This window comes from Saccharothrix sp. NRRL B-16348 (genome assembly GCF_001280085.1).
Taxonomy (GTDB): Bacteria; Actinomycetota; Actinomycetes; order Mycobacteriales; family Pseudonocardiaceae; genus Actinosynnema.
Map to the genome: position 1 here is coordinate 88,143 of NZ_LGED01000211.1, position 23,700 is coordinate 111,842.

The 23,700-nt window shown below is 71.4% G+C and carries 19 protein-coding genes and 1 riboswitch; of the genes, 12 read left to right on the top strand and 7 right to left on the bottom strand.

Annotated features, from left to right (window positions below; translation table 11 throughout):
• Positions 1–2: 2 nt before the first annotated feature.
• Positions 3–848, top strand: coding sequence for a 16S rRNA (cytidine(1402)-2'-O)-methyltransferase (gene rsmI, locus ADK67_RS27000; RefSeq protein WP_053719316.1), 846 nt, complete (start codon positions 3–5; stop codon positions 846–848).
• 25 nt (positions 849–873) lie between these two features.
• Here the strand turns inward: rsmI and ADK67_RS27005 are convergent, their stop codons facing one another.
• Entirely contained in the window at positions 874–1,221 is a 348-nt protein-coding gene (locus ADK67_RS27005) for a DUF4234 domain-containing protein (RefSeq protein WP_053719317.1), read from the bottom strand.
• 154 nt (positions 1,222–1,375) lie between these two features.
• On the opposite strand from ADK67_RS27005, the gene metG reads away from it, so the two are divergent.
• From metG to ADK67_RS27050, 9 genes are all read left to right on the top strand, one after another.
• On the top strand, positions 1,376–3,166 hold the full coding sequence (metG, locus tag ADK67_RS27010) for a methionine--tRNA ligase (protein WP_053719318.1): 1,791 nt from the start codon (positions 1,376–1,378) through the stop codon (positions 3,164–3,166).
• On the top strand, positions 3,163–3,999 hold the full coding sequence (locus tag ADK67_RS27015) for a TatD family hydrolase (protein WP_053719319.1): 837 nt from the start codon (positions 3,163–3,165) through the stop codon (positions 3,997–3,999). The genes metG and ADK67_RS27015 overlap by 4 nt, the downstream gene beginning before the upstream one ends.
• Before the next feature lie 279 nt (positions 4,000–4,278).
• Positions 4,279–5,715 carry a resuscitation-promoting factor gene (locus tag ADK67_RS27020; RefSeq protein WP_082403854.1) on the top strand — a complete coding sequence of 479 codons (1,437 nt, stop codon included), beginning with the start codon at positions 4,279–4,281 and terminating at the stop codon, positions 5,713–5,715.
• 10 nt (positions 5,716–5,725) lie between these two features.
• Entirely contained in the window at positions 5,726–6,604 is an 879-nt protein-coding gene (gene rsmA, locus ADK67_RS27025; RefSeq protein ID WP_053719320.1) for a 16S rRNA (adenine(1518)-N(6)/adenine(1519)-N(6))-dimethyltransferase RsmA, read from the top strand.
• An 86-nt stretch (positions 6,605–6,690) separates the two neighbouring features.
• Positions 6,691–6,783: riboswitch (SAM riboswitch) on the top strand.
• 202 nt (positions 6,784–6,985) lie between these two features.
• On the top strand, positions 6,986–7,996 hold the full coding sequence (locus ADK67_RS27030; RefSeq protein WP_053719321.1) for a methionine ABC transporter ATP-binding protein: 1,011 nt from the start codon (positions 6,986–6,988) through the stop codon (positions 7,994–7,996).
• On the top strand, positions 7,993–8,676 hold the full coding sequence (locus tag ADK67_RS27035) for a methionine ABC transporter permease (RefSeq protein WP_053719322.1): 684 nt from the start codon (positions 7,993–7,995) through the stop codon (positions 8,674–8,676). The genes ADK67_RS27030 and ADK67_RS27035 overlap by 4 nt, the downstream gene beginning before the upstream one ends.
• A 62-nt stretch (positions 8,677–8,738) precedes the next feature.
• Positions 8,739–9,545 carry a MetQ/NlpA family ABC transporter substrate-binding protein gene (locus ADK67_RS27040; RefSeq protein WP_053719323.1) on the top strand — a complete coding sequence of 269 codons (807 nt, stop codon included), beginning with the start codon at positions 8,739–8,741 and terminating at the stop codon, positions 9,543–9,545.
• Positions 9,546–10,060: 515 nt separating this feature from the next.
• The gene (locus ADK67_RS27045; RefSeq protein WP_053719324.1) at positions 10,061–11,026 is read left to right on the top strand and encodes a 4-(cytidine 5'-diphospho)-2-C-methyl-D-erythritol kinase; all 966 of its coding nucleotides are present in this window, start codon (positions 10,061–10,063) and stop codon (positions 11,024–11,026) included.
• 175 nt (positions 11,027–11,201) lie between these two features.
• Positions 11,202–12,971, top strand: a complete 1,770-nt coding sequence (locus ADK67_RS27050; protein ID WP_053719325.1) for an ABC-F family ATP-binding cassette domain-containing protein — start codon at positions 11,202–11,204, stop codon at positions 12,969–12,971.
• A 4-nt stretch (positions 12,972–12,975) separates the two neighbouring features.
• On the opposite strand, the gene ADK67_RS27055 is transcribed toward ADK67_RS27050, so the two are convergent.
• Positions 12,976–13,545 (bottom strand): dienelactone hydrolase family protein, encoded by a 570-nt coding sequence (locus ADK67_RS27055; RefSeq protein WP_053719326.1) that lies wholly within the window; start codon positions 13,543–13,545, stop codon positions 12,976–12,978.
• A gap of 24 nt (positions 13,546–13,569) precedes the next feature.
• Positions 13,570–14,826, bottom strand: coding sequence for a DivIVA domain-containing protein (locus tag ADK67_RS54770; RefSeq protein ID WP_063797734.1), 1,257 nt, complete (start codon positions 14,824–14,826; stop codon positions 13,570–13,572).
• Positions 14,827–14,933: 107 nt separating this feature from the next.
• Here ADK67_RS54770 and ADK67_RS27065 point away from each other — a divergent pair, with 107 nt between their 5' ends.
• Together ADK67_RS27065 and ADK67_RS27070 are read left to right on the top strand one after the other, a co-directional pair.
• Positions 14,934–16,583, top strand: coding sequence for a fatty acyl-AMP ligase (locus ADK67_RS27065; protein ID WP_053719327.1), 1,650 nt, complete (start codon positions 14,934–14,936; stop codon positions 16,581–16,583).
• Positions 16,583–17,377: a DUF3626 domain-containing protein gene (locus ADK67_RS27070; RefSeq protein ID WP_053719328.1), complete on the top strand. Its 795-nt coding sequence runs from the start codon at positions 16,583–16,585 to the stop codon at positions 17,375–17,377. Before ADK67_RS27065 ends, ADK67_RS27070 begins: the two co-directional genes overlap by 1 nt.
• Before the next feature lie 15 nt (positions 17,378–17,392).
• Here the strand turns inward: ADK67_RS27070 and pth are convergent, their stop codons facing one another.
• The 4 genes from pth to ADK67_RS27090 all read right to left on the bottom strand — a co-directional run bounded on the left by pth (position 17,393) and on the right by ADK67_RS27090 (position 23,690).
• The gene (pth, locus tag ADK67_RS27075) at positions 17,393–17,962 is read right to left on the bottom strand and encodes an aminoacyl-tRNA hydrolase (RefSeq protein WP_082403856.1); all 570 of its coding nucleotides are present in this window, start codon (positions 17,960–17,962) and stop codon (positions 17,393–17,395) included.
• Positions 17,952–18,560 (bottom strand): DivIVA domain-containing protein, encoded by a 609-nt coding sequence (locus ADK67_RS27080; RefSeq protein ID WP_231648368.1) that lies wholly within the window; start codon positions 18,558–18,560, stop codon positions 17,952–17,954. The genes pth and ADK67_RS27080 overlap by 11 nt, the downstream gene beginning before the upstream one ends.
• On the bottom strand, positions 18,523–19,128 hold the full coding sequence (locus tag ADK67_RS27085) for a 50S ribosomal protein L25/general stress protein Ctc (RefSeq protein ID WP_053719330.1): 606 nt from the start codon (positions 19,126–19,128) through the stop codon (positions 18,523–18,525). Before ADK67_RS27085 ends, ADK67_RS27080 begins: the two co-directional genes overlap by 38 nt.
• A 233-nt stretch (positions 19,129–19,361) precedes the next feature.
• Entirely contained in the window at positions 19,362–23,690 is a 4,329-nt protein-coding gene (locus tag ADK67_RS27090) for a hypothetical protein (RefSeq protein ID WP_053719331.1), read from the bottom strand.
• Positions 23,691–23,700 lie beyond the last annotated feature (10 nt).

The window sequence follows — 23,700 nt, forward strand, 5'->3', positions numbered from 1 at the left end:
ACGTGAGACCTGTATCTGGATCAGGCCGTTTGGTGCTGGCGGCTACTCCGCTCGGCGACGTCCGGGACGCTTCACCGCGCCTGGTCGAGGCCCTGGGCACGGCCGAGGTGATCGCGGCCGAGGACACCAGACGGCTGCGGTCGCTCGCTTCGGCCCTGGACGTGACCCCGAAGGGCCGGGTGGTCAGCTTCTACGACCAGGTCGAGACGGCCAGGCTGCCCGGCCTGCTGGAGGCGCTGCGGGACGGTCGGACGGTGGTGCTGGTGACCGACGCCGGCATGCCGAGCGTGTCCGACCCCGGCTACCGCCTCGTGGCGGCGTGCGTCGAGGAGGGGATCCAGGTCACGTGCCTGCCCGGGCCGTCCGCGGTGACGACCGCGCTGGCCGTGTCGGGCCTGCCGTCGGACCGCTTCTGCTTCGACGGCTTCCCGCCGCGCAAGCAGGGCGAACGGCGGCGGTGGTTCGCGGCGCTGGCGAACGAGCCCCGCACGTGCGTCTTCTTCGAATCACCCCATCGGCTCGCGGACACCCTCGCCGACGCCGCCCACGAGCTCGGTGCGGACCGCCGTGCCGCCGTGTGCCGGGAGCTGACGAAGACGTACGAGGAGGTCAAGCGGGGTGGGCTCGGCGAGCTGGCCGAGTGGGCGGCGGAGGGCGTGCGCGGCGAGGTCACCGTCGTGCTGGCGCCCGCCGAGGCCCGCGAGGCCCCGCCGATCGAGGCGCTGGTGGCCGAGGTGAGGCAGCGCGTGGCCGCCGGCGAGCGGACGAAGACGGCGGCGGCCGAGGTCGCCGAGGCGGCGGGGGTGAGCAAGAAGGCCCTGTACGACGCCGTGATCAGCGGTTCTTGACCCGCACGAGCCGCACGCCCGGCGGTCAGCTGTTCGAGATCGCCACGATGATCCAGACGATCGCCCACAGGCCGCACGTCAGGATCGTCAGGATCAGGTGCAGCCCGTGGTTGACGCCGCGTCGGCCGGCGATGACGTTGACCTGCACGTTCTGCTGCGGCATCACGTGCTGGACGTAGGGCGGTGGCGGGTAGGGCTGGGCGTAGGGCTGCTGCGGGGGGTAGGGCTGGGCGTACGGCGGCGGGGCGTACGGCTGGGTCGGCTGCTGGTACGGCTGCACCGGGTAGGGACCGGACTGCGGGCCGGCCGGGTCGTGCCACCCCTGAGCGGCCTGGTCGTCGGCGGGGAACGGCGGCTGGTGGGGGTTCGACACGGGGCGCTCCGGGAAGGCTGGGCGGTGGGTACCGCTGTGCATCGAGCCGCCGCCGTAGATCGTTAACCGCCGACTCCGAACGGAGATCCGCAGCCTGCCCCGGCACTGCCCAACCCGCGGAAACCCGCTGGGAGCGGCTCCGTAGGCTTGGCCCATGAGTGCCTCCGTGCTGACCGCGGTGGCGTGGCCCTACGCCAACGGCCCCCGCCACATCGGTCACGTCTCCGGTTTCGGTGTCCCCTCCGACGTGTTCTCCCGCTACATGCGCATGTCGGGCAACCGGGTGCTGATGGTCTCCGGCTCGGACGAGCACGGCACACCCATCTCGGTGCAGGCCGAGAAGGAGGGCATGTCCACCCGCGAGCTCGTGGACAAGTACCACCGCGTGATCGCGAACGACCTGCACGGCCTCGGCCTGTCCTACGACCTGTTCACCCGGACCACCACCGGCAACCACTACAAGGTGGTCCAGGAGCTGTTCCTCGCCCTCTGGCGCAACGGCTACGTCATCCCGAAGACCGAGATGGGCGCGATCAGCCCCTCCACCGGCCGCACGCTGCCCGACCGCTACATCGAGGGCACCTGCCCGATCTGCGGCTACGACGGCGCCCGCGGCGACCAGTGCGACAACTGCGGCAACCAGCTGGACCCCGTCGACCTGAAGAACCCGCGCAGCCGGATCAACGGCGAGACGCCGAAGTTCGTCGAGACCGAGCACCTGTTCCTGGACCTGCCGCAGTTCATCGACGCGCTCGGCGGCTGGCTCCAGACCCGCACCGAGTGGCGGCCGAACGTGCTCAAGTTCAGCCAGAACCTCATCAGCGACCTGCGCCCGCGCGCCATCACCCGCGACCTGGACTGGGGCATCCCCATCCCGCTCGACGGCTGGAGCGAGCAGCCGATGAAGCGCTTCTACGTGTGGTTCGACGCGGTCATCGGCTACCTGAGCGCGTCGGTCGAGTGGGCCCGCCGCACGGGCGACGCCGACGCCTGGAAGGAGTTCTGGACCGGCGACGCCCAGGGCTACTACTTCATGGGCAAGGACAACATCGTCTTCCACTCGCTGATCTGGCCCTCCCTGCTCCTCGGGCAGAACGGCCAGGGCGCGAAGGGCGGCGAGCCCGGCTCGTTCGGCACGCTGAACCTGCCCACCGAAGTGGTCTCCAGCGAGTTCCTGACCATGAGCGGCTCGAAGTTCTCCACCTCGCGCGGCACCGTCATCTACGTCACGGACTTCCTCAAGGAGTTCGGGCCGGACGCGCTGCGCTACTTCATCTCCGTCGCCGGCCCCGAGAACCAGGACACCGACTTCACCTGGGAGGAGTTCGTCCGCCGGACGAACTTCGAGCTGGCCAACGAGTGGGGCAACCTGGTCAACCGGTCCATCTCGATGGCGCACAAGAACGTGGGCGCGGTGCCGCGGCCGACGAGCCCCACGCAGGCCGACCACGAGCTGCTGGAGCTGTCCCGCAAGGCGTTCGACGTGGTGGGCGCGAACCTGCGCCGCTCCCGGTTCAAGCAGGCGTCGTCCGAGGCCATGAAGGTGGTCGGCGCGGCCAACCGCTACCTGTCCGACCAGGAGCCGTGGAAGCTCAAGGACGACCCGGAGCGCCGCGACACCGTGCTGCACACCGCGTTGCAGGTCGTGCAGGACGCCAACGCCCTGCTGACGCCGTTCCTGCCGCACTCGGCGCAGAAGGTGCACGAGGCGCTCGGCGGCACGGGCGTGTGGGCGGCGCAGCCGCAGCTGACCGACGTCGCCGACCTGGACGTGCCCGACCGCGAGTACCCGGTGCTGACCGGCGACTACGCGGCCGAGCAGGCGACGTGGGCGTCGACCCCGATCGAGGTCGGCAGGCCGCTGGCCAAGCCGGCGCCGCTGTTCGCGAAGCTCGACCCCGAACTGGGTGAGACCGGCCCCGAGTGGGCCCCGATCGTCAAGTGACCAAGCGTCGCGGCGAGCGGCCACCGGTCCCGGAAACCCTTCCGGCGCCGGTGGTCGACGCCCACACCCACCTCGACGCGTGCGGCGCGCGGACGCCCGACGAGGTCCGCGCGATCGTCGACCGGGCCGCGCAGGCGGGCGTGGACCGCGTGATCACGGTCGCCGACGACCTCGACGCCGCGCGGTGGGCCGCCGAAGCCGCCACGTGGGACGACCGGGTGTTCGCGGCCGTCGCCCTGCACCCCACGCGCACGTCGACGTTCGGCGAGGTCGAGCAGACCGAGCTGGCCCGGCTCGCCGAGCAGCCCAGGGTCGTCGCGATCGGCGAGACCGGCCTGGACTACTACTGGGACTACGCGCCGAAACCGGCCCAGCACGAGGCCTTCCGCTGGCACATCGACCTGGCCAAACGGGTCGGCAAGCCGTTGATGATCCACGACCGGGACGCGCACGACGACATCCTCGCGGTGCTCGACGCCGAGGGCGCGCCGTCCACTGTGGTCTTCCACTGCTTCTCCGGCGATCTCTCCTTCGCGCGCGCGTGCGTGGAACGCGGGTTCGTGCTCTCGTTCGCGGGCACGGCGACGTTCCGCAACGCCCACGCCCTGCGGGAAGCCGCACTGTGGGTGCCGGAGGACCACATGCTCGTCGAGACGGACGCGCCGTTCCTCACGCCCCACCCGTACCGAGGTCGCCCGAACGAGCCGTATTGCGCGAACTACACCCTCCGCGACATAGCGACGCTGCGTGAGATCGACCTGGGTGAGTTGGCCACGGAGATCACCCGAAACGCCGAACGTGTCTTCGGCCTTCGTGACGCGGTGAAGTCGTAATACCACTTACGACGAATGGCGGACAGACTTGCTCCCCTGACGGAGTGACTGAACTCACAAGGGTTGTCGGGGTGTTGGCACAACCCCCGTGAACCCGTTACGGTCCCGTGACCGTGCCCCGAGTCGTGATTCGGGGCGCACCCGCAGTCGGGGCGGGTCACGTTGACACCAGAAGCGAGAAGCCGAACACGCACAGGAGTTGCCGGAGATCACCAGCTGACCACCGACACCGATCGTGCGCGTCGCCGGACTTCGCGCCTTCAGGAGGTATGGCACCCCGTGAACTCGTTCAACGAGGACACCGACTGGTTTACGCCCGTGCAGTCGACACCCGCGGCGGGTGTCGACGTCCTGGACAGACCCGGGCTGCCGCCGTCCGAATGGGACACCGCGGTGTTCACCATCACCCCGGACGACGTGCTGGAAGTGCTGGGCCCGGACGCCGACGAACTGCTCGCAGGGGCGAACGTCGACGTCGACGAGCTGATCCGGCTCATCAACGCCGAGACCACGCTCCTACCCCCGATCATCATCCCCGACGAGGTCTCCCAGGACCGGGTCGCGGGCAGCCTGGCCGCCGAGCGGCCGAGCGCCCCGCCCGCCGCGCTGGTCGAAGCCGCGGGGAAGTGGAAGCGGCGTTTCCTCAAGGCCGCGGTGCTCACCGTGCTGGTGACCATCTCCGGCGGCGGCGCCACCGCGATCGCGATGGACAAGTCCGTCACGGTCGACGTCGACGGCGAGGCCACGACCGTCCGCACGTACGAGTCGACCGTCGGCGAGATCCTCGCCGACGAGGGCATCGCGATCGGCGAGCACGACGCGCTGAGCCCGTCACCCCAGGCGAAGGTGAGCGACGGCGGGAAGATCTCGCTGGACCGCGGCCGGCTGGTGAAGATGACGGTCGACGGCGAGCAGCGCGAGGGCTGGGTCCGCTCGGTCACCGTGGACGAGGCGCTGGACCAGCTGCAGGTGAACGACGAGGGCGCGTGGCTCTCCCACGACCGCGGCATGGACGTCCCCCTCAACGGCCTCTCGCTCGAGGTCAAGAGCCTCAAGACCATCACGCTCTACGACGGCGGCAACGCGCCCCGGCAGATCCAGACGACGGCCGTGACCGTCGAAGAGCTGCTGAAGACCGAGAACCTCACGCTCGGCGCCGACGACAAGCTCGAGACGGCGATCGACCTGCGCGTCACGAACGGCGCCGAGGTCCACATCACGCGCACCGGCGTGTCGGTGATCAACGCGACGGAGGCCATCCAGCCGCCCGTCGAAGAGGTCAAGGACGACACGATGATGAAGGGCCAGAAGGAGGTCCTGGACCCGGGCGAGGCCGGCGAGCAGATCGTCACCTACCGCGTCACGGTGAAGAACGGCGCCGAGATCGGCCGCGAGAAGCTGGGCGCGAAGGTCACCAAGGAGCCGAAGCCGAAGAAGGTCAAGGTCGGCACGAAGCTCCCGCCCGACGGCGCGGTCTGGGACGCGCTGGCGCAGTGCGAGGCGACCGGCAACTGGGCCATCAACACCGGCAACGGCTACTACGGCGGCCTCCAGTTCGCCAAGGGCACCTGGGACTCCTACGGAGGCAGCCAGTACGCCGCGTACCCGCACCAGGCGACCCGCGAGCAGCAGATCGCCATCGCCACCAAGCTCCGCGACGCGCGCGGCGGCTACTCGGCGTGGCCCCACTGCCAGCAGAAGCTGGGCCTGCCGTAAGAATGCACGGGTGACTGAGGATTCGACGTCGGCCGGGTCGGGGAGCCAGCTCCTCGGTCCGGCCGACGTCCGTCGGCTGGCCGCCGAGCTGGACATCCGCCCCACGAAGAAGCTGGGGCAGAACTTCGTGCACGACCCGAACACGGTGCGGCGCATCGTGTCGGCGGCCGACCTGCGCCCCGACGACGTCGTGCTCGAAGTGGGGCCCGGCCTCGGCTCGCTGACGTTGGCGTTGCTGCCCTCCTGTCGCGCGCTGGTGGCCGTGGAGATCGACGGGGTGCTCGCGGACCGCCTGCCCGTCACGGTGGCCGAGCGGGCGCCTCGGCTGGCCGACCGGCTGAGCGTCGTGCACGCGGACGCGATGCGCGTCACCCCGGACCAGCTCCCGGTCGAGCCGACCGCCCTGGTGGCGAACCTGCCGTACAACGTGGCCGTGCCCGTGGTGCTGCACCTGTTGGCCGTGCTGCCGTCGTTGCGCACCGGGTTGGTGATGGTGCAGTCCGAGGTGGCCGACCGGATGGCCGCGGGCCCCGGCAGCAAGGTCTACGGCGTGCCCAGCGTGAAGCTCGCCTGGTACGCCGACGCCCGCCGCGCCGGTCCCGTGCCGCGCTCGGTGTTCTGGCCCGTGCCCAACGTGGACTCGGCGCTGGTCGCGTTCGACCGGCACGAACCGCTGTCCACTGTGGACCCGAAGCGGCTGTTCGCCTTGGTGGACGCGGCTTTCGCGCAACGCCGCAAGATGCTGCGCGGGGCGCTGTCCGGCTGGGCGGGTTCGGCCGCCGAGGCGCAGCGGCTGCTCGTCGCCGCGGGCGTCGACCCGGCGGTGCGCGGCGAACAACTGGCCGTCGGGGACTTCATCCGGATAGCCGAGGCCGCGTCCACTCGATAGTCGTTGATCTTTCGGCCGAAAGTGTGATTTGCCGGACGATCCTGTTTCGGGCTTGCGTCAGCCGGTCCTGGTCAGGTCTACTCGTGGTGCCATCCCGAGCGGCCGAGAGACCTGGCTCCACGACGCCGCAGCAACCACCCCTCCACGGGGGCAGGTGCTTCCGCCAGGAACGATGGAGGATCACGTGCCCAGGATGCGAACGCTCACCCGCCGGCGGGTCGTCGACCACGGCCGTCGCACGTCGTCAGCCTGTCGCAGCTGCTGAGCAGCCCCAGGCGCCGCCGAGTCCCCGCGTCCTCCGTCGAGGACACCTTTCCGAGCTGAGCCGTCGGTCGCGCACGCCCTGAGCGTGTGCCGCCGCATGCCGTCGTGGAGCGAAACGTGATCACTGTCGAGAACCTCACCAAGACCTTCCCCGGGAGTACCGGGCAGGTTCGCGCGCTGGACGGCGTGAACCTGGACGTCGCCGCGGGCACCGTGCTCGGCGTCGTCGGCCCCAGCGGGGCGGGCAAGTCCACCCTGGCCCGGTGCGTCGCGCTCCTGGAGCGCCCCGACAGCGGCGCGATCCGCGTCGACGGCACCGACCTCGTCTCCCTCGACGGCACCGCGCTGCGTGCCGCCCGCCGGCAGATCGGCGTCGTGCCGCAAGGGGATTCCCTGCTGCGCCAGCGCACCGCCGCGGGCAACGTCGCGCTGCCGCTGGAGGCCGCGGGCGTGGCCGGGCCGCAGCGCCGCACCCGCGTCGCCGAACTCCTCGACCTCGTCGGCCTGACCGACAAGGCGGGCTCGTACCCCGACCAGCTCTCCGGCGGCCAGCGCCAGCGGATCGCGGTCGCGCGGGCGCTCGCCGCGTCACCGTCCGTGCTGCTGGCCGACGAGCCGACGTCCGCGCTCGACCCCGACACCACCGGCTCGGTGCTCGCCGTGCTCGACCGGGCGCGCGCCGAACTCGGCGTGACGGTGCTCGTGGTCACGCACGACATGGGCGTGGTCCGGAAGATCTGCGACGACGTCGCGGTGCTGGAGGACGGCCGCGTGGTGGAGCACGGCAAGGTGCTCGACCTGGTGTCGGACGCCGCGAGCCGCACGGCCGCGTCGCTGCTGCCCGGCGTGGACCAGAACCCGGCCCTGGAGGGCTCGTTCGACCGGGTCGCGGACGTCGTGCTGATCGGCTTCGCCGCCGTCGGCGCGCTGCTGCCCGAGGCCACCAGCCGGTTCGGCGTGGAGCTGAACCTGCTCGGCGGCGGCCTGACCAGGCTCGGCGAGACCCCGGTGGCGCGCTTCCGCGTCGGCCTGAAGGGCGAGCGCGCCGACTCGGCGCTGGAGTGGATCTCGGAGGCGGGCGGCTCGGTGCGCCGGACCCTCTCGGGTCCGCAGGGAGTAGCTGCGTGAGGTCTGCCACACCCTGGTCCATCGTGTTCGACGACGTGCTGGTCGCGACCGGCGAGACGTTGTACATGGTGGTCGTCTCGACCCTGATCGCTGTGCTGCTCGGCGCGCCCGTCGGCATCTGGCTTCAGCTCACCGCCCCCGGTGGGCTGAAGCCCCGGCCGGTGCTGCACAAGGTGCTCGGGTTCGTCGTGGACCTGGGCCGTTCCATGCCGTTCCTGGTCCTGCTGGTGGTGCTCACCTCGCTGACCAGGCTGTTGTTGGGCAGCACCATCGGACCCACGGCGGCCATCGTGCCGCTCGCCGTCGGAGCCATCCCGTTCGTCGGCAGGCTGGTCCAGAACGTGCTGGCCGAGGTGCACGTGTCGGTGGTCGAGGCCGCCGTCACCACCGGGTCGTCCACGGTGCGGATCGTGCGCAGCGTGCTGCTGCGCGAGTCGTCGCCCGCGCTGGTCAACGCCGTGGGCGTGACCGCGATCGCGCTGCTCGGGTACTCGGCGATGGCCGGGGTGGTCGGTGGTGGTGGGCTCGGCGACCTGGCCGTGCGCATGGGCTACCAGCGGTTCAACGACCGGTACCTGTGGAGCACGGTCGTCGTGCTGGCGATCATCGCCACCGCGATCCAGTTCACCACCAACCGGGTGGCCCGTGGTGTCGACCGGCGCCGTACTGCGTCTGTGTGATCGTTCTTGGTTTCTGTTTGATTGTTTCTGTCTGATCGTTCGCACCTCAGCTAAGGAATGAAATGCGTATTCGTGCTGCCCTGCTGGCCGTGCTGCTGACCGCAGTGGGCTGCGGTAGTGGCGACAACGGCGCCGCGTCCGACCCGAACGCGCCGTTGAAGGTCGGGGTGAGCCCGGTCCCGCACGCCCAGGTGCTGCGGTACGTGGCCGACAATCTGGCCGCGGCGAAGGGCCTCAAGATCGAGGTCGTCGAGTTCACTGACTACGTGCAGCCGAACACGGCGCTGGTGGACGGGTCGCTGGACGCCAACTACTTCCAGACCGTGCCGTACCTGGACACGTTCAAGGCGGAGAGCGGCGCGTCGCTGGAGTGGATCGGGCCGGTGCACCTCGAACCGCTCGGCGTGTACTCGAAGAAGCACAAGTCGCTGGCCGACCTGCCGTCCGGCGCGAAGGTGGCCGTGGCGAACGACGCGACGAACGAGGCGCGCGGGCTGAAGCTGCTGCAGGACAACGGGCTGATCAAGCTCACGCCGGGCGCGGAGAAGACGGCGACCATCCGGGACATCGCGGAGAACCCGCGCGGGCTGGAGTTCGTCGAGCTGGAGGCGGCGCAGCTGCCGCGCTCGCTGGACGACACGGACGCGTCCGTGGTGAACGGCAACTACGCCATCGACGCCGGGCTGAAGCCCGCGTCCGACGCGTTGGCGCTGGAGAAGGCCGAGGGCAACCCGAACGCGAACGGCCTGGTCACGCGGGCGGAGCTGAAGGACGACCCGCGGGTGCGCGACCTGCTGGCACTGCTCCAGTCGCAGGAGGTCAAAGACTACATCAAGGAGACCTTCGCGGGCTCGGTCCTGTCCGTCTGAACCACCGAGAGTCCTACGTTCAAGTCGCGAGAGTCCTACCTTCAGGTCGCGCGTGTCCTACGTTCGGAACGCGCGTGTCCTACGTTCAGGACGGGTGAGTTCAACGTTCGGGACGTCGAGGACGAGAAAAGCCCAAGAAAGAGCAAAGCCCGAGAAAGAGCAAAGAGTCCTCGCCGGACGGGCAGATCAGCAGGATGACGCCTGGTTTGGTGGTTCAGCGCCGGGTCCGTTGTCGGTCCGGGTTTCGTGTCATCCCGCCGACCTCCACAAGGGCGACCACACGTGTCAAGGGGGCGACAACAGTGGATGTGGCAGGCATTGGTGAACGCCGCCCCCTTGACACGTGCGGTAGGGCTGCGCCAGGTCGGCGGGATTGCGGTAGGGCTGCGCCAGGTCGGCGGGATGACACGAAGCCCTCCTTTATTTGGGGGAAGGTGCGGGGGTGAAGTGGGTTCCGTCGCAGGTCAGGGGTTGGTAGGAGCGAGCAACCCGGGATCGCCCGTACGCTTCATGGCGTGCTCGCTGTCGTCCCACCCCCGGTCACCGTCCGCGTCCCGGCCAAGGTCAACCTCCACCTGGCCGTAGGCGACTCCCGCGCGGACGGCTACCACGACCTGGTGACGATCTTCCAGGCCTTGTCGTTGACCGACGAGGTGACGGTCGCCATCGCCGAGGATCCCGGAGTCGAGGTGCACGGCGAGGGTGCCGACGCGGTGCCCACCGGGCCGTCCAACCTGGCGTGGCGGGCGGTGCGGGTGTTGGCCGAGCACGTCGGCCGCGATCCGGACGACCCGAAGGTCCGGGTAGTCATCCGAAAGTCGATCCCGGTGGCCGGTGGCATGGCGGGTGGCAGCGCGGACGCGGCGGCGACGCTCGTCGGGTTGGCCTCGCTGTGGCGGTTGGAGATCAGCCGGGACGAGTTGGCCGGCATCGCGGGCAAGATCGGGGCGGACGTGCCGTTCGCCATCTACGGCGGCACGGCCCTGGGCACGGACCGGGGTGACCGGATCGTGCCCGTGCTGTCCCGCCACACGTTCCACTGGGTGCTGGCGTTCGACCGGCGCGGGCTGTCCACGCCCGAGGTGTTCGACGAGTTGGACCGGCTGCGCGCCGACGGTGACCCGCCCCGGGTCGGCGAGGCGGAGGCCGTGCTGGAGGGCCTGTCGTCCGGTGATCCGCGTCAGCTCGCGCTGCTGCTGGGCAACGACCTGCAGGCGGCGGCCGTGTCGCTGAGGCCGAACCTGCGCCGCACGTTGCGCGCGGGCGTGAACGCGGGTGCGTTGGCCGGGATGGTGTCCGGTTCGGGGCCGACCTGCGCGTTCCTCTGCACGGACGGTGACTCGGCGGTGCGGGTGGCGGCCGAGTTGGCGGGTGCGGGCGTCTGCCGGACGGTGCGCGTGGCGCAGGGGCCGGTGCACGGGGCACGCGTCATCGGCACCGAGGAAGCGCCCCGGCCCATTCCGCCCGAAGTGCACGCCTGACCCGGTCACGTTCCGTGGTGGCTTCGGCGCGGTGAGGGTCTGTTTGAGCTGTGACGTCGGACTCGCTGGGGTGGTGAGGGCTGGTGCGTCGAGCACGGGCGGGCGGTTGTCGTCGGCGCGATAGCTAGGCTGGCGTACTGCGTTGTCACCCCGTTCTCGATGAAGGTGCTGGTACATGGCCAACTTGGTCAACTTGGAGAGCGTTTCCAAGTCGTTCGGCGTGCGTCCGCTGCTCGACGGCGTGTCCCTCGGCGTCGGCGAAGGCGACCGCATCGGGGTCGTCGGCCTCAACGGCGGCGGCAAGACGACGTTGCTGGAAGTGCTGGCCGGGCTCGCCGAGCCGGACGAGGGGCGCGTCAGCCAGAACCGAGGGCTGCGCATGGCCGTGGTCACGCAGCGCACCGAGTTGGCCGAGGGGTCGACGGTGCGCAACGCCGTGATCGACCCGCTCGGGTTCGACGCCGAGCACGAGTGGGCCGCCGACGCACGGGTGCGGTCGATCCTGGACGGCCTCGGCATCACCGGGTTCGGGCTGGACTCGCCGGTCGGCACGATGTCCGGTGGCGAGCGGCGGCGGGTGGCGTTGGCGGCGGCGCTCGTGCAGGACCTGGACCTGGTCGTGCTGGACGAGCCGACCAACCACCTCGACGTGGAGGGCGTGCGGTGGCTGGCCGAGCACCTGCTGGCCCGTCGCACGGCACTCGTCGTGGTGACACACGACCGGTGGTTCCTGGACACGGTGTGCAGCCGCACGTGGGAGGTCGTGAACGGCAAGGTCGAGCAGTACGAGGGCGGTTACGCGGACTGGATCTTCGCCCGCGCCGAGCGCGCCCGACTGGCCGACACGATCGAGGAGAAGCGCCGCAACCTGGCCCGCAAGGAGCTGGCGTGGCTGCGCCGCGGCGCGCCCGCCCGCACGTCCAAGCCCCGCTACCGCATCGACGCCGCCGAGGCGTTGATCTCCGACGTGCCGCCGCCGCGCGACTCGGTGGAGCTGCTGGCGTTCGCGAAGCGCCGGCTCGGGCGCACGGTGCTGGAGCTGGAGGACGCGACGCTGACCGTGCCCGACCGGGTGCTGGTGCGCGACCTGACGTGGCGGATCGGGCCGGGCGACCGGGTCGGCATCGTGGGCGTGAACGGGTCGGGCAAGACGACGTTGCTGCGGGCGTTGGCCGGTGAGCGCGAGCTGGAGAGCGGCAAGCGCGTGCAGGGGCAGACGGTGAAGCTCGCGCACCTCAGCCAGGAGCTGCACGACCTGGACGGGTCGATGCGGGTGCTGGAGGCCGTGGAGGAGATCGCGCGGCGGGTGGTGCTGGGCAAGCAGGAGATGTCGGCGTCGCAGCTGGCCGAGCGGTTCGGGTTCTCGTCGCAGAAGCAGTGGACGCCGGTGGGCGACCTGTCCGGCGGTGAGCGGCGGCGGTTGCAGCTGTGCCGGCTGCTGATGGCCGAGCCGAACGTGCTGCTGCTGGACGAGCCGACGAACGACCTGGACATCGACACGCTCCAGCAGCTGGAGGACCTGCTCGACTCGTGGCCGGGCACGCTGGTGGTGATCTCGCACGACCGCTACCTGGTGGAACGGGTGTGCGACCAGGTGGTGGCGCTGTTCGGCGACGGCGGGCTGACCGACCTGCCCGGCGGGATCGAGGAGTACCTGCGGCGGCGCGACCGGCAGAAGGAAGCCGACGCCGTGCCGACCGCGAAGGCCACGTCCGCCCCGTCGTCCGCCGCGGACCAGCGCGCCGCGCGCAAGGAGCTGTCCCGCCTGGAACGCCGCCTGGAGACGTTGCAGAAGAAGGAAGCGCAGCTGCACGCGGCGCTGGCCGAGGCCGCCACCGACCCGGAACGCCTGCTGGCGCTGGACGCCGAGCTGAAGGCCGTGCTGGCCGAGGCCGAGGACGTCGAGGCGCAGTGGCTGGCCGCCGCCGAGTCCGCCGAAGCCTGACCCGTCAGGACAGGAAAGTCCGGGTGCGGGTCAGGAGGAGGTCGGCGGCGGCAGGCGTGTAGCCGGGGAGGCCGGGGTCGGCGAAGAGGTGCTGGTCGCCGGGGTAGAGGAACAGCTCGGCGGCCGGGGTGGCCGTGACGAGGGCGCGGGCCGCTTCCAAGTCGCCGTCGCCGACGAAGACCGCGTCGTCCTCCATGGCGTGCACCTGCACCGGAACGTCCGCGGGCCACCCCGAGCCGAACTCCGACACCGGGATGCACGCGCCGCACAGGAGCGCGCCCTTGGCGCCGGGCCGGGTCTGGGCCAGCATCTGCGCCGGCAGCACGCCCAGCGAGAAACCGGCGTAGAAGAGGTCGGGCGGGAGGTTGTCGGCGGCGGCCCGGCCGCGGTCGAGGATCGTGCCGAAACCGATCTCCTCGGCGTGCGCCACACCGTCCTCGAACTTGTCGAAGACCCGTCCGTCGAACAGATCGGGTGTGTGCACGGTGTGGCCGGCCGCCCTCAGCTGCTCGGCGAACTCGCGCACACCGGGCGTCAGCCCTTGCACGTGGTGGAACAGCAGGACACCGGCCATCTCTCCTCCAATCGCACGATCACCCTAACGGCCGCGCCGCCGCAGCTCGGCCACCAGCAACGGCATCAGCTCGTCCACGAACGCGCAGTCGTAGCCCTGCCCCGCCATCAACGACGAGGCGAACTTCGTCTTCGCCACCTCCGCCGACGACGCGCCGACCATGCCGTCGAGCGCGATGCCGACCTCCTCCAGCACCCGGTCCACCTGGGACGTCCGGTACCCGCGCTGCGCCGGCCCCGCCACCGGGATCTTGATCAACCGCAGCTGCTTCCACGACGTGATCGGCGGGATCGCGCTCGGCCGCGGCGGCCCGTCGCCCAGCTGCTTCTCCACCCGTGCCAGGAACGCGTCCACCTCGGTCTCGTCGTACCCGCGCCTGCCGAACATGGGGCGGCTGAAGCGGACCTCGCGGACCTCGCGGGCGGTCAGGTCGTCCTGGCCGAGCAGGGTGTTCTCGATCCGGTCGAGGAACTTGTCGACCTGCGACTCCTGGTAGCCGCGCCGGCCGCGCGGCGGCTTGCCGAACGCTGCGGTGCGGACGTCACGGGCGGTCAACGGGCGCGTGCCGGGGCCCGGGCGGGGGCGCAGGGGAGGCGGCGCGGGAGAAGCGGGAGAGGCGGGAGGAGCGGGGGGAACGAGGGAGACGGGCGGCGTGGCCACGGGCCGGGCCGGCATCCGCTCCAACGTCACCACGACGAGGTCGAGGAACGTGTCCACGTCGTCCTCGTCGTACCCGGCCCGACCCGGCGGGGCGAAGCTGAACTCGTAGTCCTGCACTTCCCGGGCGGTCAGGTCGTCACGGCCCGCCAGGGTGTTCTCGATCCGGTCGAGGAACGCGTCGATCTCGCCCTCGTGGTAGCCCCGGTTCCCCGGTCTGGGCTTGTGGAACCGCACACCGCGCACGTCCTGCGGCGTCAGCCTGGCCGCCGGGCGCATCCCGGTCGACGTGGCGTGCGCGCCCTGCGCGGGAGCGGTGGCCTGGCGCCGCTGGGGCGTCGAGCCGAGCGTCTCGGCCACCAGGTCCATGAACGCGTCGACCTCGGCCGCGTAGTAGCCCGGCCGCGAGGGTCTGAACCGCACCTCTCGCACGTCCTGCTCGCTCACGTCGTCCCGGCCGAGCAGCGTTGCCTCGATGCGGTCCAGGAAGGCGTCCACCTGACCCTCGTCGTACCCGGGCTGGCCGGGCGGGGGGCGGTGGAAGGCGACCTGCCGCAGATCCTGCGCGCCCAACAGCGGCGCCGGATGTGCCGGCATGTGCTGGCGAGCCTCGAACCCGGCCACCCAATTACCTCCTTCGTGTGGTGTACCGGGGAGTATCGCCGGATGATGCGCCCGATGTTTCGCCCTATCGGCTCAATGCGCCGGAAGATCGCTCTACCCTGGCGGACATGAGCCGGTTCGTGGACACGATGGTGGCAACCGCTTCGGGCGCCGGGGGACAGACGCGAGGCATGACCACGGGGGAGCCGAACGCCCCGGTCCGCAGGTCGTGGGCGGAGGTACACCAGCAGGCCACCCGCATGGCCGGCGCGCTCGTGGCGGACGGGGTGGCGCGCGGCGAGTCGATCGCGGTCCTCGCGGGCGACCCGGCCGAGATCGCGCCCGCCGTGCAGGCGGTGTGGCTGGCCGGCGGCAGCACGACCATGCTGCACCAGCCGACGGCGCGCACCGACCTGGCCGAGTGGGCCGGTGACACGTTGCGCGTGCTCACCATGATCGGCGCGAAGCTGGTGCTGCTCGGCGCGCCGTTCGACGCGCTGTCGGGCGTGCTGGACGAGCACGGCGTCTCCTACCGGAGGCTGGCCGAGCTGGACGGCGAGCCGCTGGCGGCGCCCGTCGACGTGGACGAGGACCTGCCCGCGCTGCTGCAGCTCACCAGCGGTTCCACGGCCGACCCGAAGGCCGTCCGCATCACGCACGGCAACCTGTGGTCCAACGCGAAGGCGATGGAGATCGCCGCCGAGCTCGACCCGGAGACCGACCGGATGGTCTCCTGGCTGCCGCTGTTCCACGACATGGGGATGGTCGGGTTCCTGACCGTGCCCATGCTGTTCGGCATCGACCTGGTCAAGGTCACGCCGCCCGACTTCCTCGGCCGGCCCACCCTGTGGCCGGACCTGATCAGCCGCTACCAGGGCACCATCACGGCCGCCCCGAACTTCGCCTACGCCATCGCCGCCCGCCGGATGCAGGGCGTGGACGACGGCGCGTTCGACCTGTCCACGCTGCGGATCGCGCTGAACGGCGCCGAGCCCATCGACCCGGCCGCGGTGAAGACGTTCACCGACGCGGGCGCGCGGTTCGGGCTGCGCCCGGAGTGCGTGCTGTGCGCGTACGGCATGGCCGAGACGACGTTGGGCGTGGCGTTCGCGCCGGTGTTCACCGGCCTCTCGGTCGACGTGGTCGACCCGGAGCAGCTGGAGGCGGGCCACCGCGCCGTGCCCGTGGCGGCGGACAGCCCCAACGCGCGGGCGTTCCCGCTGCTCGGGCCGCCGTTGCCGGGACTTGAGGTGCAGGTGGTGGACGAGTCGGGCAAGGTGCTCGGTGAACGCGAGGTCGGTCAGCTGCGGGTGCGCGGCGAGGCCGTGACGCCCGGCTACCTCACCGTGACCGGGCCGCGGGACACCCAGGACGCCGAGGGCTGGCTGGACACCGGCGACGAGGGGTACGTGGTGGACGGCCAGGTCGTCGTCTGCGGGCGGCGCAAGGACGTGATCATCATGGGTGGGCGCAACATCTACCCCACGGACATCGAGCGCGCCGCGACCGCCGTCGAGGGCGTGCGCGCGGGCAACGCGGTGGCCGTGCGGCTGGACGCGGGGACGCGCCGTGAGCGGTTCGCCGTGGTGGTCGAGTCGAAGCTGGCGGGGGAGGAGGACGCGGTGCGCGCGTTGAGCAAGGAGATCAGCGCGCGGGTCGTGGACGCGGTCGGGCTGCGGCCGTTCTCCGTGGTCGTGCTCAAGCCGGGCAGCCTGCCGAAGACGCCGTCCGGCAAGCTCCGCCGCTCCGCCGCCGCGGGCCTGGTGCCCACCGTGTGATGTCACCGGCAGAGCGCGCGCTGGAGCACGTGAGGGCGCGGTCGACCGGTGTGCCGCTCGACCGCGCCCTGCGCGTCACCCTGAACTTCCACCCCGAACGAGTGGTCGCCGCCCTCGCGGACTCCGGCCGTTACGTCTCGCAGTTCGTCACCGGGACGGGCAACGGCGGCTTGACCGCGTTCGCCGGTGGTGACCGGTGGCGGTGGGAGAACCGGATGTTCGGCGGCGTGTACGACGACGCGTCGCCGCACGACAGGCCGGTGTACGGCGGGCTGAACTTCCGCCTCAGCCCTTACGGCGCGTCACCGCGGTTCGGGTCGTCGCACCTGCGGCTGACCGAGGACGTCCTGGACCGGACCACGTTCTGCTATCCGGACAGCGTGCTGGAGCCGGAAACGTTCGGCACGGCCGACCGGATGGCGTTGATCGAGATCGCCCGCGCGGACCACCGCGACCTGTTGGACGACTACATCGAGGCGCACGTGCACGGTCCCGTGTCGGTGGAGGCCGACGTGGAGGCGCTCGTGCTCGACCCCGGCTACCGGGGCACGGACGTGGAGGAGGCGGCCTACCGCCTGCCGTGCGCCGTCGAGTGGCACGCCGGGTTCCGGCTGCACGTGGACGAGCTGCGCCGTCACCCGGACTTCCGGGGCCCCGAGTACGTCGACCTCGGCGTGGAGGTCGCGGTGGACGGCGTGCTCACGCCGAAGGTCATCGGCGACGCCCACGACCACCACGACCAGCAGGACCTGAAGAAGGTCTGGCACCTGCTCGCCCGCTTCGGCCGTGCTTGAAGGGCTCCGTGAGGCTCAGTGGAACTTGTTCTGGGCCGCTTCCAGCCCGAGTTCCAGCAACGCCTCCACGGCGTCCGCCGTCCGGTCCAGTTCCAGCGCCAGCTGCTTGCGCTCCACCAGCGAGAAGTCGCGCAGCACGTAGTCGGCGGGGTCCATCCGGCCCGGCGGCCGGTCCACCCCGAACCGCACCCGGTGGTAGTCCTTCGTGCCCAACGACTTCGTGATCGACCGCAGCCCGTTGTGCCCGTTCTCGCCGCCGCCGATCTTGAGCCGCACCGTGCCGAACGGCAGGTCCAGCTCGTCGTGCACGACGATGATCGACGCCGGCGGCACCTTGTAGAAGTTCGCCGTGCCCGCCACCGGGCCACCGGAGGTGTTCATGTAGCCGCGCGGCTTCGCCAGCACGACCCGGCGTCCGGCCAACCGGCCCTCCACCACCTCGGCGCCGCCCTTGTGCGCCTTGAACTTCCCGCCCACGCGCGCGGCCAGCTCGTCCAGCACGAGGAAGCCGACGTTGTGCCGGTTGCCCTCGTACTTGGGGCCGGAGTTGCCCAGCCCGACGACCAGGGCGACGTCATCGACCACGGAACCGCAACTCCTGCTCAAGCTCGTCCAACAAGGCGTCCACCGCGCGCACCTGGTAGCCCCGCCGCAGTCCGGACGTGGTGGTGAACCTGGTGTGGCGCACCTCGCTGGAGGTCATCCGCCCCCGGCCGTCCAGCGCCGCGGCGGCCCGGCCGAGGAACGCGTCGACTTCGCCGCGATCGTAGCCGTTCGGGGAGCGCGGCAGCTTCACCGCCAGCACCGCCTCGCCGGTCTGCAACGTCGTCGGCGGCACGTGCCCGGACCGCAGCTGGTGCTCGCACGCGGCCAGGAAGTCGTCCACGGTCCGCTGGTCGTACCCGCCGGCGATCTCCGTGAACACGATCGTGCGCACCCGGTCGGGTGGCAGCGGCGCGCGTCCGGCGAGCGCGTCGGCGATGCGCACCACGAACGCGTCGACCTGCGCGGGGTCGTAGCCCTTGCCCTTCTTGCGGGGGAAGCGGGTGGCGCGCACCTGCGCCGGGCTCAGAAACGGGAACGGCACGCCGCCCCAGCCGTGCGGCGGGGGAGGCGTGCCGTCCGAGTTGCCCGACGTGATGGGCTCAGCCTTCTTCGGTGGCCTCGGCCTCGACGGCCTCACCGGTGTCTCCGGCCACCTCGGCGGCGGTCGGCGCGGCGTTGATCGCGAGGACCATCGCCTCACCGTCGGTCACCAGGGTGGTGCCGGCGGGCAGGACCAGGTCGGACGCGTGCACCTGGGTGCCGGCACCCAGACCCGCGATGGAGTACTCGACCTGCTCGGGGATGTTGAGCGCGTCGGCCTCCACCTGGACGGTGGTGAGGTCCTGCGTGAGCAGGGTCGCCGCGGCGGCGTCGCCCGTGAGGACGATCGGCACCTCGACGGTGACCTTCTCGCCCCGCTGCACGAGCAGCAGGTCGACGTGCTCGATGTAGTTCTTGATGGGGTGCGTGGTGACGGTCTTGGTCAGCGCCAGCTCGGTGGAGGACTCGATGTCCAGCGTGAGAACTGCGTTCTGACCGTGCTCGCGGACAACACGGGCGAACTCGAGCGCCGGCAGGGCCAGGTGCTTCGGGTCGGAACCGTGGCCGTAGAGCACCGCGGGGATCTTGCCGGCGCGGCGGGTGCGGCGGGCGGCGCCCTTGCCGAACTCGGTGCGCTGCTCTGCGGCGAGACGGACCTCGGACACGGTGGGGCTCTCCTAACGGTCTGGCCTGGTAAACGTCGGCGGGTACGTCGGGCGGGGCGAAGCGGGGGTTGGCCTGCGGCGGCGGGCGGCGCGGAGGGTGAACACGCGCGGCATCACAACCGCCGCGTCGATCACGCCGAGCGTGATGCTCGCCCTCGCCGAGGCAACCTGGCCAGTGTAGGCCGACCTCGGGGACGAGGCCTAATCGGGGTTGCCAACGCGCCGATCCGGCACTAGGCCGGGCCACTTGCCCGCTCGATGGCGGTGAGTTCCCCGAGCATGGCCGGGAGCGCTTCCGGAGCCACCCGGCAGAGGACGCGGATGCTTGACGTCCAGTCCGACACCCGTCCCTCGGACGCGAGGACGCGGGCCAGCAGGCGTCGACCCGGCCCTGGTTCGACGGCGTCAACCAGGTGCAACGCCCTGGCCGGCTCGTCGGCTGTGGTGATCGAGTCGACGAGGGCACCCGCGCGGTCCGGGTCGCCAGACTTGAGCAACGCCGAGGCGACGGCGGCGAGTGCGTTGCCGCGCCACCACGGATACACGATCGACCGGGCGAGTTCGAGCGCCCGGTCGTGGTCGCCGAACGCTATGACGGCTTCGGTCACCGCCATGAGCGCTATCGCTTCGGCATGCGCCTCGCCCGCTGAACGGGCTGCGAGTTCGGAACGGTCCAGCAACCGTCCTGCCCGGTCGGGGTTGCCCGCGGCCACCATCGCGGTGATCACCCTTTTGATCTGCCAGCTGGAGCGCCCGGACCCGATCAGCGAGAGGACGATCGCCTCGGCACGGTCGAGGTCACCGGCTCTGATGGCGGCATCCGCCACCCGGCCGGTCATGTCGTCGCGGGAGTAGCGCGTGGCGATGGAGCCGACCAGCGCCTCGGCCCGATCGAGGTCGCCGGACGCGATCGCGATCTCGACGGTCAGCTCGGCCGCTGTCTCCCGGTGGTCGGCCTCCCAACCGGTGACGAGTTCCGCCGCCCGGGCCAGGTCGCCGGTGGCGACCACCGCGCGGACCACGTTGGCGACCGCGAACCGCTGACGGGCTGGCTGGGGGATCCGGGCGATCAGGCTCACCGCCCGCTCCAGGTCACCGTCGCGGATCACGTCCCGCACGAGCGACTCCAGCAGGTGGCTGCGGTAGTCCGGGTCCGGGATGGAGAGGGCCAGTTCCTCGGCGTGTTCGAAGTCGCCTTCGGCCGCCGCGGCATGGACCTGTGACGCGGCCGCCCGGTTGTCCGGCTCCGGTTCTGCCGAACCGCGCCGTCGAGCCCGCAGGCGGGATGTGTCCGACGTTCGCGCGAGTGCCCCGCTGCGGAAGATGGGTTGGATCACTGAGTAGGCGAGCGCTTCCGCTTCGGCGCCCCTGCCCGCCGCGCCGAGGTGCCGGATGAGAGCGGAGATCGCGGCGTCGCGTCCGAATAGGTTGGTGATGCCCAACGCGGCGGCCTTGGCCTTGTCGAGCAGTACGTCGGCACGTTCGGGATCGTTCTGACGCGTGGCGGCGGACAGGTTGGCCAGCACTTCGCTGCGCCTGTCCGGCTCAGCGATGGAGTCCGCCATGGCCTCGGCCTGCCCGATGTCGCCGGTCCGGACCACTTCGTCGATCAGCGCGGCCAGCACCCGGCTCTGACGGGTGGCGTCGGCGGCGTGTCGCGCGACGGCGATGGCCTGGCGCAGCGCCCGTCGCGCTGTCTTCACGTCGCCGCGCCCGGTCGCCGCCCTGATGACGGCGACGAGGGCCCGATTCCGGTAGGCGGGCGTCAGGATCGACTCGGCGAGCGATTCGGCCAGGTCGGGGGCGCCGTCGACCAAGGCACGCGTCACCAGGACGAATGCCTGGTCCCGGGAGTCGGCGTCGATGATCGAACCGGCCAGGCGTCGGGCGCGGTCGGCCTCTCCCACCGCGATTGCGGCCTGGACCACGGCGTGGAGCGCCTGGCTCTGCGCACTCGCGTCCGGCAGGGCGCGGGCGGAGCTCTCGGCCCGCGCGAAGAGCCGTTCGACCCGATCCCGGTCGTCGGCGGTGATCGCCGCGCGCAGCGCCCACGCCAACGCCTGGCCGTGGCGGATCGGGTTACCGGTGAACTCGACGAGCGCCTCGGCCCGGTCGAGGTAGCCGGCGGCCCGGTCGGCGGCCCCGAGGCGGAGCGCCGCCTCCGTCAGGGCGTGCAACGCCCGGCTGCGGTGCCGCACCTCGGTGATGCTGTCGGCCAGCGCGTCGGCGCGGTCGAGGTCGCTGGCTGTGATCGCCGCGTAGACCGCTGCGAGCAGCACGCGGCCCTGGTGCATAGCGGCCACCTCGGTGCCCAGGCTGCCGGTGTGGGTGAGGAAGTCGGCCTCTTCTTCCGGGTCGTCGTTGCGGATCACCTCGCGCACTGCGGTGGTGAGCGACTGACCCGGGGCGGTGGCGTCGGTGGTCGACCGCGCGGTCGTCAGGACCAGGTCGAACACCCGAGCGGCCAAGACGTGCCCGGACGCCGCCCCGGCCACGCGGACCAGGGCGTAGCCGCGCCGCGCGGTGTCCACGATCTGCTGCGCCGCGGCCAAAGCCCTCTGTAGTTCGCCACGCTCGACAAGGCGGCGGACCACCGTGTCCAGCGCCCGCCCCTGAGCCGCGGAGTCGGCGATCGACAACGCCAGGGCCCGCGCACGGTCGAGGTCGTCGGCCTCGGCCACGGCTTGCAGAGCTCGTCCACGGCTGCGGGTGTCCTCGATCGAGCGGGCCACGTCGGTTGCCCGCGCCAGGTCACCCCGCTCGGCCTCGACCACGGCACGGAGCGCTTCGCCTCGGAACCGGCGGTCCGCGATCGACGCGGCCAGCCGTTCGGCGCCGAGGTGATCTCCCAGACGGATCATCGACCGGGCCAGAGCCGCCATCGCCCTGCCTTGCCGACGGGCGTCCTTCACCAGCCGGAAGGTCCCTTCGGCCCGTGCGACCAGCGTTCGGGCCTGATCGAGGTCGCCACCTTCTACGGCCGCCTTGGTGATCGACTCCAAAGCGTCACCGTAGTAGTCGATCCCACTGATGGCCGAGGCCAGGTCGACGGCGCGGTCCAGGTCACCGAGTCGGATCACCGCTTCGACGGTGGTCCGCAACGCGCGGTCACGTTGGTTGCCGTCGCTGAACGAGGTCGCCAGCGCCTCGGCCCGGTCGACGTGACCGACGCCGGCCCAGAGCGAGGGCAGGTCGAGGGGCAGCCACTTGTTGCGGCCGGTGAGGTGGTCGCGGTGCACGGCCAGCCTGCTCATCGTGACCAGATCCGGCTCCTCGGCGGCCAGCACGACCTGCTGCGTGGCGGCGATCTCGGCCAGCGCCGCGCTGTCGCCACCGGACACTTCCAGCATGCGGTCGTGCCGGTGGGGGTCAGTGCAGCACCGGATCATCGAGTCCAGGTCACCGGTGGCGCTCAGCATCGCGAAGTAGCCGCGGAGCAGGTACTCCGGGGTATCGGCGGGCCACTGCCGGTCGTGATAGCGCCCGGCCCAGTCGTGGATGCGGTCGCGGTACTCGCGCATGCGGCCGGGGCCGAGCATGTCGATGGCCTTCACGTGCAGGTCCTCGTGGCCGAGGAGGTATACGTCCGGTGACCGGTCCGGCGCGTAGTGGGCGTTGCGCCTGCTGAAGCTGCGGCCCGTCACGGTGCGCAGGTGGTCGTCCACGTCCCACGCCGACCAGCCCGTCAGCTCGGCCAGGTCAGGCGCGGTGAGGCCGCCGCCCGCCGCGGTGAGCAGGCCGAGCAGGTCCTGTTCGGTTGGTGTGCCGTGCACGAGGCGCTTGAGTTCGCGTTCCATGTCGGCGCGTTCCGCCTGCGCCGCCGGTGATGTGGTCAGCGGCCGGACGACATCCGGGTCGCGCAGCGGGTGGTGGTCGGGGACGTCGGTCGGGATCGGCGGGTTCGGGCGTCCGGCGACGACCACCCGCAGACCCGCCGGCGGGTCGACCGGCAGCAGTGCCGCGATGCTGTGGGCGTCCGGGCCGGTCGTCACGCCGCGGTCCTCGTCGAGGCCGTCCACCAGCAGCACGAAGTGCTCGCCGCGGTCGCGGCACGCCTCGGCGGCCTCGGTCAGCAGGCCGAGCAGGTGGGCCTCGCGGGTCGACTCGGTCAGCAACGGGGGCAGGTCCTGCCCGAGGATCGTGACCAGTTGCTCCAGCACGTTCTCGATGAACGCGTTGCGGTCGTTCTGGGCGGCCAGCCGGGCGGTGATGAAGAACGACACCACGCGGACACCCGTCGGTGGGGACAGCACGAACGTCGACATGAGGGCTGACTTGCCCGACCACGCCGGTGCCCTCCACCAGCGGTAAGGACTGGGCGACGACGTGCAGAAGTCCGCCAGGTCGGCCAGCTCCGTCTCGCGGCCGATCAACCTCGGTGGCGCGATCCGGCGCACCTGCTCGCGGTACCGGGTCTTCACCGGTGCGCCGGTCACGAGGTTCACGTCGCCGTGCACGACGCCGATCTGCGCGACCGGGCCGTGCACGGTGCCTGACACCGAGTTGGACGTCGAAGGGCCCGGCACGTCACGCGTGCCGGGCCCTTCGGAGTCGAGCGCCATCCGGGGATCA

Bases quoted from the DNA above. Each gene is read 5' to 3' on its own strand.
- metG (WP_053719318.1), top strand. From the start codon at position 1,376: ATGAGTGCCTCCGTGCTGACCGCGGTGGCGTGGCCCTACGCCAACGGC.
- ADK67_RS27040 (WP_053719323.1), top strand. From the start codon at position 8,739: ATGCGTATTCGTGCTGCCCTGCTGGCCGTGCTGCTGACCGCAGTGGGC.
- ADK67_RS27090 (WP_053719331.1), bottom strand. From the start codon at position 23,690: ATGGCGCTCGACTCCGAAGGGCCCGGCACGCGTGACGTGCCGGGCCCT.
- ADK67_RS27055 (WP_053719326.1), bottom strand. From the start codon at position 13,545: ATGGCCGGTGTCCTGCTGTTCCACCACGTGCAAGGGCTGACGCCCGGT.
- ADK67_RS27065 (WP_053719327.1), top strand. From the start codon at position 14,934: ATGAGCCGGTTCGTGGACACGATGGTGGCAACCGCTTCGGGCGCCGGG.
- ADK67_RS27070 (WP_053719328.1), top strand. From the start codon at position 16,583: ATGTCACCGGCAGAGCGCGCGCTGGAGCACGTGAGGGCGCGGTCGACC.
- ADK67_RS27050 (WP_053719325.1), top strand. From the start codon at position 11,202: ATGGCCAACTTGGTCAACTTGGAGAGCGTTTCCAAGTCGTTCGGCGTG.